General features: G+C 58.6%; 13 protein-coding genes. 4 read left to right on the top strand and 9 right to left on the bottom strand.

The features are described from left to right. Positions 1-94: 94 nt before the first annotated feature. The 5 genes from carA to grpE form a co-directional block, all read right to left on the bottom strand. Positions 95-1,231, bottom strand: coding sequence for a glutamine-hydrolyzing carbamoyl-phosphate synthase small subunit (gene carA / locus ACW9IN_RS10250; RefSeq protein ID WP_457365760.1), 1,137 nt, complete (start codon positions 1,229-1,231; stop codon positions 95-97). Between the two features lie 259 nt (positions 1,232-1,490). Then, complete coding sequence (dapB, locus tag ACW9IN_RS10245) at positions 1,491-2,297, bottom strand: 4-hydroxy-tetrahydrodipicolinate reductase (RefSeq protein WP_457365759.1); 807 nt, start codon at positions 2,295-2,297, stop codon at positions 1,491-1,493. Between the two features lie 9 nt (positions 2,298-2,306). Beyond that, the gene (gene dnaJ, locus ACW9IN_RS10240) at positions 2,307-3,431 is read right to left on the bottom strand and encodes a molecular chaperone DnaJ (protein ID WP_457365758.1); all 1,125 of its coding nucleotides are present in this window, start codon (positions 3,429-3,431) and stop codon (positions 2,307-2,309) included. A gap of 319 nt (positions 3,432-3,750) precedes the next feature. Continuing rightward, positions 3,751-5,673 carry a molecular chaperone DnaK gene (gene dnaK, locus ACW9IN_RS10235; protein WP_457365757.1) on the bottom strand — a complete coding sequence of 641 codons (1,923 nt, stop codon included), beginning with the start codon at positions 5,671-5,673 and terminating at the stop codon, positions 3,751-3,753. Between the two features lie 102 nt (positions 5,674-5,775). Further along, on the bottom strand, positions 5,776-6,336 hold the full coding sequence (gene grpE / locus ACW9IN_RS10230; protein WP_457365756.1) for a nucleotide exchange factor GrpE: 561 nt from the start codon (positions 6,334-6,336) through the stop codon (positions 5,776-5,778). A 254-nt stretch (positions 6,337-6,590) separates the two neighbouring features. Between grpE and recN the strand changes: the two genes are divergently transcribed. After that, positions 6,591-8,264, top strand: a complete 1,674-nt coding sequence (gene recN / locus ACW9IN_RS10225) for a DNA repair protein RecN (protein WP_457365755.1) — start codon at positions 6,591-6,593, stop codon at positions 8,262-8,264. An 87-nt stretch (positions 8,265-8,351) separates the two neighbouring features. On the opposite strand, the gene fur is transcribed toward recN, so the two are convergent. Further along, entirely contained in the window at positions 8,352-8,756 is a 405-nt protein-coding gene (gene fur, locus ACW9IN_RS10220) for a ferric iron uptake transcriptional regulator (RefSeq protein ID WP_003194220.1), read from the bottom strand. Between the two features lie 98 nt (positions 8,757-8,854). Here fur and ACW9IN_RS10215 point away from each other — a divergent pair, with 98 nt between their 5' ends. Beyond that, complete coding sequence (locus tag ACW9IN_RS10215) at positions 8,855-9,382, top strand: outer membrane protein assembly factor BamE (RefSeq protein WP_457365754.1); 528 nt, start codon at positions 8,855-8,857, stop codon at positions 9,380-9,382. Between the two features lie 61 nt (positions 9,383-9,443). Here the strand turns inward: ACW9IN_RS10215 and ACW9IN_RS10210 are convergent, their stop codons facing one another. Both ACW9IN_RS10210 and ACW9IN_RS10205 read right to left on the bottom strand, forming a co-directional pair. Continuing rightward, entirely contained in the window at positions 9,444-9,746 is a 303-nt protein-coding gene (locus tag ACW9IN_RS10210; protein WP_457365753.1) for an RnfH family protein, read from the bottom strand. Continuing rightward, complete coding sequence (locus tag ACW9IN_RS10205; protein ID WP_016973780.1) at positions 9,739-10,173, bottom strand: type II toxin-antitoxin system RatA family toxin; 435 nt, start codon at positions 10,171-10,173, stop codon at positions 9,739-9,741. Before ACW9IN_RS10205 ends, ACW9IN_RS10210 begins: the two co-directional genes overlap by 8 nt. Positions 10,174-10,338: 165 nt before the next feature. Here ACW9IN_RS10205 and smpB point away from each other — a divergent pair, with 165 nt between their 5' ends. Further along, positions 10,339-10,821, top strand: coding sequence for an SsrA-binding protein SmpB (gene smpB, locus ACW9IN_RS10200; RefSeq protein WP_457365752.1), 483 nt, complete (start codon positions 10,339-10,341; stop codon positions 10,819-10,821). A gap of 35 nt (positions 10,822-10,856) precedes the next feature. Here smpB and ACW9IN_RS10195 read toward each other — a convergent pair whose 3' ends face one another. Further along, positions 10,857-11,624 carry an FCD domain-containing protein gene (locus tag ACW9IN_RS10195; protein ID WP_457365751.1) on the bottom strand — a complete coding sequence of 256 codons (768 nt, stop codon included), beginning with the start codon at positions 11,622-11,624 and terminating at the stop codon, positions 10,857-10,859. 262 nt (positions 11,625-11,886) lie between these two features. Between ACW9IN_RS10195 and ACW9IN_RS10190 the strand changes: the two genes are divergently transcribed. Next, on the top strand, positions 11,887-13,581 hold the full coding sequence (locus ACW9IN_RS10190) for a lactate permease LctP family transporter (protein WP_457365750.1): 1,695 nt from the start codon (positions 11,887-11,889) through the stop codon (positions 13,579-13,581). The last annotated feature ends 11 nt before the right edge of the window (positions 13,582-13,592 follow it).

Below are 13,592 nucleotides of genomic sequence, written 5' to 3'. Positions count from 1 at the left end.
TCAAATCCGCAGGTCAGTCGGCAAGCCGTCTTGAACAATCTTTGCAGAGCCTGAAGGGGCCACCGCATTGCGGGGCCGCCCTCGGGCCGCTCACTCAGCGTCGCTTGGCCATCTCATTGATGAAACGGTCGAACAGCGGCGCAACGTCGTTCGGGCCCGGGCTGGCTTCAGGGTGGCCCTGGAAGCTGAACGCGCTCTTGTCGGTACGCTCGATGCCTTGCAGGGAACCGTCGAACAGCGACTTGTGAATCGCCCGGACATTGCCCGGCAAGGTCGCTTCATCCACGGCAAAACCGTGGTTCTGGCTGGTGATCATTACAACGCCAGTGTCCAGGTCTTGCACCGGGTGGTTGGCACCGTGGTGGCCATGGCCCATTTTCAGGGTCTTGGCGCCGGAGGCCAAAGCCAACAGCTGGTGACCCAGGCAGATGCCGAACACCGGAATGTCGGTTTCCAGCACGTCTTTGATGGCCTGGATCGCGTAGTCGCAAGGCTCAGGGTCGCCCGGGCCGTTGGACAGGAACACGCCGTCCGGTTGCAGTGCCAGCACGTCGCTGGCCGGGGTTTGTGCAGGCACCACGGTCACGCGGCAGCCGCGCTCGACCAGCATGCGCAGGATGTTGTACTTGACGCCGTAGTCGTAGGCCACAACATGGTAGGGCAACTCGGCGGCTTCGATGGTTTGGTGGCTGTCGGTCTTCAAGTCCCAGACCGTGGAGCGCCACTCGTATTTCTCTTTGACACTGACGACTTTCGCCAGGTCCATGCCCTTCAGACCCGGGAAGCCTTGCGCTGCGGCAATCGCGGCTTCTTCGGTGATGTTGTCACCGGCCAGGATGCAGCCGTTCTGCGAGCCTTTCTCGCGCAGGATACGAGTCAGGCGACGGGTGTCGATGCCAGCGATGGCTACGACATTGTTGGCCTTCAGGTAGTCCGACAGCGACAACGTGTTACGCCAGTTGCTCGCCACCAGTGGCAAGTCACGAATCACCAGGCCGGCCGACCAGACACGGTCAGACTCGACGTCTTCCGGTGTAGTGCCGGTATTGCCGATGTGCGGGTAAGTCAAGGTAACGATCTGTTGGGCGTAGGAAGGATCGGTAAGGATTTCCTGATAGCCGGTCATTGCGGTGTTAAACACCACCTCTCCAACGGTCTGACCGTCGGCTCCAATGGCTTCGCCGCGAAAAATGCTGCCATCAGCAAGGGCGAGTATGGCTGGCTTAGTCAAGAAGACCTCCCGTAAATAAAGCCTGAAAGGGCGATCGCAGGTTGTAAAAAAGCGGAGTGACGTATGGACACGTCACCCCGCTTGTTCACTGAATTATTCTGCGCGCTTTTAGTGGACACACTAAAGCTGTAGCTTACAGAAAAAGGCTTTTTTGGTCCACCGCTAAAGAGCCTTAAAGGCAGAGGAATGCGACAGGACGTCGCTTAGCGGTTGAAAACGGGGCCAAAGTATAAGCCCGAGGCCCCATTTTAGCGACTGATTAGTGCAGATCCAGCACGTCACGCATGTCATACAGCCCCGGTTCGCGACCGTCCAGCCAGAGCGCAGCACGTACCGCCCCCTTGGCGAACGTCATGCGGCTGGAAGCCTTATGGGTGATTTCCAAGCGCTCGCCCTCGGTTGCGAACAGCACCGTGTGATCCCCCACCACGTCGCCACCGCGCACAGTCGCAAAACCGATGGTGTCACGCGCACGTGCACCGGTATGCCCTTCACGACCGTACACCGCGACCTTCGACAAGTCGCGACCCAACGCATCGGCGATGGTCTCACCCATGCGCAGCGCAGTACCCGACGGCGCATCGATCTTGTGCCGGTGATGGGTCTCGATGATCTCGATGTCCGCCTCATCCCCCAGCACACGCGCCGCCAGATCCAGCAGCTTGAGCGACAGATTCACACCCACGCTGAAGTTGGCCGCGAAGACGATTGGAATATCCTTGCCCGCCTCGACCAACAACTGCTTCTGCTCCGCCGTCAAACCCGTGGTACCGATCACCATGGCCTTGCCCGCCTTGCGGCAGAAGGCCAGGTTTTTCAGCATAACCTCTGGCAGGGTGAAGTCGATCAGCACATCGAACTCTTCAGCCACCTGCTCGAGACTGCCCGACAACGAAACGCCAATGCGCCCCAGCGAAGCCAACTCACCGGCATCCGCACCAATCAAGGTACTGCCAGGACGAACGATCGCCGCCGTCAGCCCGGAAGCCGGAGAACGCTGCTGCACAGCCTCGACCAGCGTCTTGCCCATGCGCCCTGCAGCGCCCATCACGGCTATACGTCGCATATTCATTCCTTAGAGGTCGCCAAAGAAGCGCTTCACGCCGTCGAAAAAGCCAGTAGTCTTCGGCGAATGGGAGTCATCGCCTTCCAGCGAGCTACGGAACTCTTCAAGCAGTTCACGCTGGCGGCGATTGAGATTGACCGGCGTTTCCACCGCCACACGACACATCAGGTCGCCCGCCCCACCACCGCGCACCGGCGCAACGCCCTTGCCACGAATACGGAACTGCTTGCCGGTCTGGGTCCCCTCGGGAATCTTCAGCTTGACCCGGCCGTCGAGAGTCGGAATCTCCAGCTCCCCACCCAGGGCTGCGTCGACAAAACTGATCGGCACTTCGCAGAACAGGTGCTTGCCGTCACGCTGGAAGATCGAGTGCTCGCGCACATTGATCACCACATACAGGTCGCCCGTAGGTCCACCCTGAGTACCCGCCTCGCCCTCGCCGGACAGGCGAATGCGGTCACCGGTATCCACGCCGGCCGGCACCTTCACCGCCAGCGTCTTGTACTCTTCGACACGCCCTTCGCCGTGGCAGGAGTCGCACGGATCGGAAATGATCTTGCCCTGGCCATGGCAACGCGGACAGGTCTGCTGCACCGAGAAGAAACCCTGCTGCATGCGGACCTGACCAATACCGCCGCAAGTCGGACAGGTGATCGGCGACGAACCTTTCTTGGCCCCCGAACCATCGCACGGCTTGCAGTTGACCAGCGTCGGCACACGGATGTTGACGCTGGTACCGCGCACGGCTTCTTCCAGATTCAACTCCAGGGTGTAGCGCAAGTCGCTGCCACGCTGGGCACCACCACGCTGACCACCACGGCCACCACCGAAAAAGTCGCTGAACACATCACCGAAGATATCGGAGAAATTCTGACCACCAAAACCGCCACCGCCGCCGCCCATGCTCGGGTCGACACCTGCATGGCCATACTGGTCGTAGGCCGCACGCTTGTTAGGGTCAGACAGACATTCGTAGGCCTCGTTGGCCTCTTTGAACAGCTCTTCGGATTCTTTGCTATCCGGATTACGGTCCGGGTGGTGCTTCATCGCCAGGCGACGGTAAGCCTTTTTCAGGTCCGCCTCGCTGGAACCGCGCTCCACACCCAACACTTCGTAATAGTCACGCTTTGCCATAAGTCTTTGCACTCTTATAGGACGTTCAGCCAGACCCTCCTGAGCCTTGCCAAACTCGTTGAGCCCCAATACAGGCCCGGACCCAACTCACGTCAATTCAACGATCCTGGTCATTACTACTTTTTAGCCAGGGACCCGGCCAAAAGTGCGGTATTTACTGCTCGGAAAGCAGGAGCATTCCCGATCACACCGCCAGCATCCGAACGCTGTCGCATGCTGTAAAAATTCGCATACCCCAGACACGCCAACGCGGGAGCAAGCTCCCGCGCGGCGACATCCTACCAGTCACCGCTTGATAGCGGTCAACCGGGCGACCAAGTTACTTCTTCTGGTCTTCTTTTACTTCTTCGAACTCGGCATCGACAACGTCGTCGTGCTTGGCTTCAGGCTCTGCGTGCTGCGCAGCACCGTCAGCTGGCTGACCTTGTTCGGCGTACATTTTCTGGGCAACCGGCGCTGAGACTTTCGACAGCTCTTCAACCTTCGCTTCGATGGCAGCCTTGTCGTCGCCTTTAACGGCAGCTTCCAGGGCAACCACAGCAGCTTCGATGGCAGCTTTCTCTTCAGCGGTCACCTTGTCGCCTGCATCAGCGACCATTTTGCGCGTCGAGTGAACCAAGGCATCACCCTGGTTACGGGCAGCCGCCAGCTCTTCGAACTTCTTGTCCTCTTCAGAGTTGGCTTCAGCATCACGAATCATCTGTTGAATTTCTTCATCAGACAGACCGGAGTTGGCCTTGATGGTGATCTTCTGCTCTTTGCCGGTAGCCTTGTCTTTCGCACCAACGTGCAGAATGCCGTTGGCGTCGATGTCAAAGGTCACTTCGATTTGCGGCACACCACGTGGAGCCGGTGGAATCTCGGACAGGTCGAACTTGCCCAGGGACTTGTTCTGCGCAGCTTGCTTACGCTCACCCTGCAGCACGTGAATGGTCACGGCGCCCTGGTTGTCATCGGCGGTCGAGAACACTTGCGATTTCTTGGTAGGAATCGTGGTGTTTTTCTCGATCAGCGCGGTCATCACGCCGCCCATGGTTTCGATACCCAGGGTCAGCGGGCTCACGTCCAGCAGCAGCACGTCTTTCACATCACCAGCCAGTACCGCACCCTGGATGGCAGCACCCATGGCAACTGCTTCGTCAGGGTTCACGTCTTTACGTGCTTCCTTGCCGAAGAACTCGGTCACTTTCTGCTGTACCAGCGGCATACGGGTCTGACCGCCGACCAGGATCACATCATTGATAGCACCCACGTCGATACCGGCATCTTTCAGAGCGATGCGGCACGGCTCGATGGTGCGCTGAACCAGGTCTTCGACCAGCGCTTCCAACTTGGCGCGAGAGATCTTCACGTTCAAGTGCTTAGGACCGGTGGCGTCTGCCGTGATGTAAGGCAGGTTCACGTCGGTTGCGTTGCTGGACGACAGCTCGATCTTGGCTTTTTCGGCAGCCTCTTTCAGACGCTGCATTGCCAGCGGGTCACCCTTGAGGTTCATGCCGCTTTCTTTCTTGAACTCGTCAACGAGGTAGTCGATCAGACGGATGTCAAAGTCTTCACCACCCAGGAACGTGTCACCGTTGGTGGCCAACACTTCGAACTGGTGCTCGCCATCGACTTCAGCGATCTCGATCACGGAAACGTCAAAGGTGCCGCCGCCCAGGTCATAAACGATCACGGTGTGATCGCCCTTGGCCTTATCCATACCGTAGGCCAGAGCCGCTGCGGTCGGTTCGTTGATGATACGTTTTACGTCCAGGCCCGCGATGCGACCGGCATCTTTGGTCGCCTGGCGCTGACTGTCGTTGAAGTAGGCCGGAACGGTGATTACCGCTTCGGTCACGGCTTCGCCGAGGTAATCTTCGGCAGTCTTTTTCATCTTTTTCAAGACTTCGGCCGAGATTTGCGGTGCCGACATTTTTTTGTCGTTCACTTGAACCCAGGCGTCACCGTTGTCAGCCTTGACGATTTTGTACGGCACCATCTTGATGTCTTTCTGTACGACTTCTTCGTCGAACTTGCGACCGATCAGACGCTTTACCGCGTACAGAGTGTTGTGCGGGTTGGTCACCGCCTGACGCTTGGCCGACTGGCCAACCAGGGTCTCGCCATCATTGGCGTATGCAATGATCGACGGAGTGGTACGCGCGCCTTCGGCGTTCTCGATCACTTTGGCTACGCCGTTTTCCAGCACGGAGACGCAGGAGTTGGTGGTCCCCAGGTCGATACCGATAATTTTGCCCATGTTAACTCTCCCGAAACTTTAGATTTGGTTGCCGCAGCGGTTGGGGCCAACTGCGGTAGCACTTAAACGCTTGACTTATAGATGAGGGCGTTGCGGCGGATTTCAAGCCTGCTCATCAATAGAAGGTGTAACGGGCGCAGGCGCCTTGCTCACCACCACCATCGCCGGGCGCAACAAACGACCGTTGAGCTGGTAACCCTTCTGGAACACCTTCAGAACACTGTTCGGCTCAAGGTCATGGCTTTCCTGCATGGCCATTGCCTGGTGATGCTCAGCGTTGAACGGCTCGCCGCCTTGTGGATCGATAGCTTCCAGCTGATAACGCTTCAGGGTGTCCTGGAACATTTTCAGGGTCAGCTCGATCCCTTCGCGCATCGGACGGATGTTTTCATCATCCGGACTGGACAACTCAAGCCCGCGCTCCAGGCTATCGATGATCGGCAGCAGATCGCCTGCGAATTTTTCCAGCGCGAACTTATGGGCCTTTTCCACATCCTGCTCGGCACGGCGACGGACGTTCTGCAGATCGGCGGCGACACGCAAAGACTGGTCCTGCGCAGCAGCCAATTGCTCTTCGAGCACTTGCACACGGGTCGCCAGTTCGTCGCCGGCAGCCTGATTGGCGTCTGGAGTTTGCGTATCCTGCGTCTGTTCGTCAGCCATAGATTTCTCCTCTCAAAATCATGCGCGAACTCATCTCGCGCTTCTGTTCCGGTATATGGGGCCACAATTTTCAGGTTCAAGGGCATGCCGATGACCAAAAGCCTTTCAGCAGTCGCTCCTCATTTCCCGTCTCTCAATGCCTGATCGCGCTAAAAACAATGTTCACTCAAGCAAATCGAGCTAAGCGCCAGGATTGTCAGCCCCAAACAAAACACTGTATAAATAACCAGACCTAAAGCCTGGGAGCGGCCTTCATGCTCGTGCACCTGTCCGTACACAACTACGCCATCGTCGAACACCTGGATCTTGAACTGGATCGCGGGATGAGCGTCATCACGGGCGAGACCGGCGCCGGCAAGTCGATCATGCTCGATGCCCTGGGGCTGACCCTCGGTGATCGCGCCGACAGCGGTGTCGTACGCCCAGGCGCGGACAAGGCCGACATCCTGGCGACCTTCGACCTTTCGGACATCCCCGAGGCCGAAGCCTGGCTGGCCGAGCGCGACCTGAATAACGAAGGGCCCTGCATCCTGCGTCGTGTCATCACTGCCGAAGGACGCTCTCGCGGCTATATCAATGGAACCCCCTGCCCCCTTGGCGACCTGAAAGCCTTGGGCGAACTACTGATCGACATTCACAGCCAGCACGAACACCAATCCCTGCTGAAGACCGACACCCATCGCCGCCTGCTCGACGAATACGCAGGCGCCACCGACCTGGCGCGACAGGTGCAACTGGCCGCACAACGCTGGCGACAGACCCGACAAGAGCTGGAGCGCCTGTCCAACTCCGGCGATGAGCAACGCGCGCGCCACCAGTTATTGAGTTATCAGCTGGAAGAGCTGGAAAGCCTGGGGCTGGGTGAGACCGAACTGGAGCAACTGGAACAGGAACATAAAAACCTGACCAACGCCGAGACCTTGCTGGGCATTTGTCGCCAAGTGGTCGAGCAATGCAGCGAAAGCGACTCAGGCAACGTGCTGAACGCCCTGACCGCCAGCCTCAATCGCCTTTCCAGCGTAAACAGTGCTTCTGGCGCACTCACTGAAGCCACGACCCTGTTGACCAGCGCACAGATTCAGGTAGAAGAAGCCGTTGGCGAACTCAACCGCTTCCTGGACCACTTCGACGCTGACCCGGCACGCCTGCAGGAAATAGAAGAACGCCTGGACACCATCTACACCCTGGCGCGCAAACACCGTATCCAACCCACCGAAGTGGCCACGATGCAGCAGAAACTGCTGGATGAAATCGAAACGCTGAACGCCAACGACGAATCTATCGAGCGCCTGAGCGATGAACTCACTGCCTTCGCCCGCCATTACCAGGAAAAGGCTCGCGAACTGAGCGATTTGCGCCAGCAGGCGGCCACCAGCCTCGCCAGTGCTGTAGAGCAGGAAATCCAGCGCCTGGGCATGCCTGGCGGTCGCTTCAGCATCGAGTTACATGCCAACACCAGTGATGAGCTACAACCCCACGGCCTTGAGCAAGTGGAGCTGCTGGTCAGCGCGAACCCCGGGCAACCGCTCAAGGCCTTGGCGAAAGTAGCGTCTGGCGGCGAGCTTTCACGTATCAGTCTGGCCATCCAGGTGATCACCGCACAGACCTCACGCGTGCCCACATTGGTATTCGACGAAGTGGACGTGGGCATCGGCGGTCCGACGGCAGAGATCGTCGGCCAGCTACTGCGCCGCCTCGGGGATCGAGGCCAGGTGCTCACGGTAACTCACTTGCCGCAAGTGGCAGCCCAAGGGCATCAGCATCTGTTTGTACACAAGGTCAGGAACAGCGACGCAACCCACACAGCCGTGTCCAAGCTGAACAAATCGGAACGCGTAGAAGAGGTGGCACGGATGCTGGGCGGCATCGACTTGACCAAGGAGTCTTTGGCGCACGCGAAGAAAATGGTCGTGGCGGCGAAGGCTTGAGCTGAAACGGCTTCTTTATAGTAGAAAGCACGAAGGCGACCCTGAGGTCGCCTTCGATCGTTCTGCAAAGTGAATCTGCAGTGCTTTTTACTTTTTCTTACGGATGTACAGGACCAGATTGTGGTCAACCAAATCGAAGCCGTGCTCCTCAGCGATCTTGTGCTGCAGAGCTTCGATTTCCGGACTGGTGAACTCGATAACCTCGTTGGTATCCAAGTCAACCATGTGATCGTGATGACCACCATCAGCCAATTCGAACACCGCATGACCGCCGTCGAAATTATGGCGAACCACCAGTCCTGCGGCTTCAAACTGGGTCAGCACACGGTAAACCGTGGCCAGGCCGACGTCCTCGTTAGACTCCATCAGCGCCTTGTAAACGTCCTCGGCACTCATGTGGCGCTGCTCAGCAGAATCGAGCATTTGTAGAATCTTGACTCGTGGCAGAGTCACTTTGAGACCGGCTTTGCGTAGTTCGCTATTTTCAACCATGGTTAGCTTTCTCGCGGATGCTGCTTCGCAGCTTCTCTTAATACGGGTATGATCGGCGTTTACGTTGTCCCAGCCAAGATAGTGGAAGTCGCCCACCGATGCAAAACACCAAGCTCTTGCTAACCAGTTTCACCTTTGTGGGACTGCTCGCACTCGCCGGTTGTTCATTCCCCGGGGTTTACAAAATCGACATCCAGCAGGGCAATGTCGTCACGCAGGATATGATAGACCAGTTGCGTCCGGGAATGACCCGACGGCAAGTACGGTTTATCATGGGTAACCCCCTGCTGACCGACACTTTCCATGCCGATCGCTGGGATTATCTCTACAGCATTCAACCAGGTGGCGGTGAACGCCAACAGGAACGTGTCAGCGTCATTTTCAATGGCAATGACCAGCTCGTCAGCCTGTCCGGTGATTTCATGCCTGGCGTCAGCCGTGATGAAGCTCTGCTCGGCAAGGACAACGGCAATAGCGTGACCGCGCCTGCGCAGAACACCGACAAGCCGAAACCAGAAGAACCTGCCAAGCCAGGCTCGTTGCTCGATCAGATCCAGAAAGACGTCGACGGCGTGAAAACCGTACCGGTGCCAACGCCAGAACCTCTGGACGCCAGCCCGCAATAAAAACGACGTACAACAAAAAGCCCGGCATGCCGGGCTTTTTGCTATCTATCGCAAGGCAATGTCATGAAGACTGTTGCCTGGCCAGTGCCGCCCTGGCCGCACGCAGCCTGCGCACCTCTTTGGGGTCTGCGAGCAGAGGTCGATAGATTTCAATGCGGTCGCCTGCTTGCACGGCACGCGTATTCGCGTCTGCGACCACCTTGCCGAAAATCCCCAAAGGACAACCCTCCAGGTCCACTCCCGGAAACTGCGCCGCCATACCGGATAAGCGCACTGCCGCTCTCAAACTCGTCGCCGCAGGCACCGCCAACGCGAGCAACACTTGGCGATCCTCGGCGGCGTACACCACTTCAATTTCAACCATGCAGTTGCTTGGCCCGCTGACAGAAGGCATCCACAAGCGTGTTAGCCGCCTGATTGAACAGAGGCCCCAACGTTGCCCGCACAATCGGTCCTGCGTAATCAAATGACAGGTCCAGGCTGATCTTGCAGGCTTTGTCCGTCAGCGCCTTGAACACCCACACACCATGCAGTTGGGTAAAAGGCCCCTCCTGCAAATTCATTTCAATGGATTTCCCCGGTACCAGCACATTACGCGTGACGAAATGCTGGCTGAGCCCACCTTTCGCTACGCCGACACTGGCCACCATGTGCTCGTCACTGCTCTCCAACACCTCGGCAGCCGAACACCAAGGCAGGAACTCCGGGTAACGCGCCACGTCGTTGACCAGGTCATAGAGCGCCTGTGCCGGATAGGGCAGTAATGCCGAACGTTGAATATGCGTCGTCATGTGTGCGTTATTTCCACTGCTGAGGCAAACATCGCGAAAGAACAGCCAATTCGCGCAAGAAAAAAACCAAAGAACTGCCTGCATTGTCCGGGATTCATCCAACACGCTCAAGCACGCAGGTTGACCGTAGCCGACACGCTCGCAACTGCCTATAATGCCGCCCCTATGGCTAAACAAAAGAAACACCCCACAGGGACCATCGCGCAAAACAAAAAGGCGCGACACGATTACTTCATCGAGCATCGTTTCGAGGCTGGTCTGGTCCTGGCCGGCTGGGAAGTAAAAAGTCTGCGCGCCAACAAGCTGCAGTTGGTCGACAGCTATGTGCTGCTCAAGGATGGCGAGGCGTGGCTGCTTGGCAGCCATATCACCCCGCTGACCACTGCAAGCACCCACGTGATTGCCGATCCGGTGCGCACGCGCAAGCTGCTGCTCAACGCCCGCGAACTGGACAAGCTCGCCGCTTCCGTACAACAGAAAGGCTACGCCTGCGTCTGCCTGTCCTGGTACTGGAGCAAGCACCTGGTCAAGTGCGAGATCGCGCTGGGCAAGGGCAAGAAGGAATACGACAAGCGCGACACCGAGCGCGAACGCGACTCCAATCGCGAGCTGCATCGCGCCGTGCGCAACAAGGGCAAGGAAGAATAATCCTCGCCGCCCTGTAGCCTCGGACCCAGCCCTGGCTACAGACCTTTGCGCCGCTCCGCACGTGCCACGCGCTGAACCTCCTGACGCACTTCCTCCAACACTTCCTGCACATACAGCAGGTGACGTGTCGAGACTTCGCGCGCCTGCTCGGCTCGCCCTTCGATAATCGCCAAGTACAAATCCCGGTGCTGACTGATCAGCATGTCGCGAGTTTCCGTACGCTGCTGGTACATGCCACCAATGTTGGTCACCACATTGCGCTTGAGCAGGTCGAACAAGCCGCGAATAGTGTGCAGCAACACCGCGTTGTGGCTGGCTTCCGCAATGGCCAGATGAAACCTCGCATCGGCAGCGCCCTCCTCCAACCGACTTACTTCATCAGCACGGGCATAGCAGTCCTGCAGCGCCTCGAAGGCAGCTGTCAGCCGCTCGCGATCAACCTCAGTCGCGCGCAACGCCGCGTAATAAGCACAGGACGCTTCGAGCGTCTGGCGAAATTCAAGCAAGTCGCGCTGGGCCTCCGGGTTGTTTTCCAACAGATGCAGCAGCGGGTCGCTGAACGTCGAGCCCAACGATTCCGCCACATAGTTGCCGCCACCCTGGCGACTGATCAGCAGCCCCTTGGCCGCCAGCTTCTGGATCGCCTCACGCAATGACGGGCGAGACACACCAAACTGTTCGGCCAACACACGCTCGGCCGGCAAGCGCTCGCCAGACTTCAACGTGCCCTCGAGGATCATGCCCTCAAGCTGCTCGACGATATCGTCAGACAAACGGCGCTGACGCACCTGATCAAACCCCATAACTCACTCTCCACGATCCCGACCATGCGACGGGCCCTCTATTCTGGCCTATCGCCGCGTCGGCGGCACCTATCAGAACGCCCTCGTTACACCCGATCAGCACACCCCTTTCACCTCCTTACGACCAAAGTTTCGCGGGCGGCAAATTGACACACCCCGATCAAGGCTTTTAATCTAGCCGACGGCGACTGTAAATTGGTATTACCAATTACCCAAGCTAATCAAAAAGTGCCTGACCAACAACAATTAGGGGCCCTCCCACATGCAAACCTGGCAACAGCTCTACAGCCCACTCGGCAGCCTTGGCCTGTCCGCACTGGCCGCCGTCATTCCGATCGTATTTTTCTTCCTGGCACTGGCTGTGTTTCGCCTCAAAGGCCACGTCGCCGGCAGCATCACCCTGGCGCTGTCGATCCTGGTCGCGATCTTCGCCTTCCAGATGCCGGCAGACATGGCGCTGGCCGCCGCCGGCTACGGTTTTGCCTATGGCTTGTGGCCCATTGCATGGATCATCGTCGCCGCCGTATTCCTCTACAAACTCACGGTAAAGAGCGGTCAGTTCGAGATCATCCGCAGTTCGGTCCTGTCCATCACCGACGACCAGCGCCTGCAAGTCCTGCTGATCGGCTTCTGCTTCGGCGCGTTCCTGGAAGGCGCGGCAGGTTTCGGCGCTCCCGTGGCCATCACCGCCGCACTGCTAGTGGGCCTGGGCTTCAACCCCCTGTACGCCGCCGGCCTGTGCCTGATCGCCAACACCGCACCGGTGGCATTCGGCGCACTGGGCATTCCGATCATCGTGGCAGGCCAAGTCACTGGCATCGATGCGTTCAAGATCGGCGCCATGACCGGCCGCCAGTTGCCTTTGCTGTCGCTGTTCGTGCCGTTCTGGCTGGTATTCATGATGGACGGCCTGCGCGGCGTTCGCGAAACCTGGCCGGCAGCGCTGGTCGCGGGCCTGAGCTTCGCCGTCACGCAATACTTCACCTCCAACTTCATCGGCCCGGAACTGCCGGACATCACTTCCGCCCTCGCGAGCCTGATCGCCCTGACCCTGTTCCTCAAAGTCTGGCAACCCAAGCGCACCGCTGGCGCGCAGATTGCCGGTGCCACCTCCAGCGCGGCCATCACCGCCAGCCTCGGCGGCTTTGGCCAACCACGCAACACACAGGCTTCGCCCTACAGCCTCGGGCAGATTTTCAAGGCCTGGTCGCCCTTCCTGATCCTCACCGTATTGGTCACGATCTGGACCCTCAAGCCCTTCAAGGCGATGTTCGTCGCAGGTGGCTCGATGTACAGCTGGGTGTTCAACTTCGCGATCCCTCACCTTGACCAACTGGTGATCAAAGTCGCGCCCATCGTGGTCAACCCCACCGCCATTCCGGCGGTGTTCAAGCTGGACCCGATTTCCGCCACCGGCACCGCGATTTTCTTCTCCGCACTGATCTCGATGTGGGTGCTGAACATCAACATCAAAACTGGTCTTACCACTTTAAAAGAAACCTTCTTCGAGCTGCGCTGGCCGATCCTCTCCATCGGCATGGTGCTGGCGTTCGCTTTCGTCACCAACTACTCCGGCATGTCGTCGACCATGGCGCTGGTATTGGCCGGCACCGGCGCGGCCTTCCCCTTCTTTTCACCGTTCCTCGGCTGGCTGGGCGTTTTCCTGACCGGCTCCGATACTTCGTCCAACGCGCTGTTCAGCTCGCTGCAAGCCACCACCGCACACCAGATCGGTGTCAACGACACCCTGCTGGTCGCCGCCAACACCAGCGGCGGCGTGACCGGCAAGATGATCTCGCCACAATCGATCGCCGTGGCCTGCGCCGCCACCGGCCTGGTAGGCAAGGAATCCGACCTGTTCCGTTTCACCCTCAAACACAGTCTGTTTTTCGCCACGATTGTCGGGCTGATCACCCTGGTCCAGGCCTACTGGTTCACCGGCATGCTGGTGCACTAACGCCCCTCACC

The organism is Pseudomonas sp. SDO5271_S396, from assembly GCF_054071795.1.
This window is presented reverse-complemented; position numbering and strand designations above follow the sequence as displayed.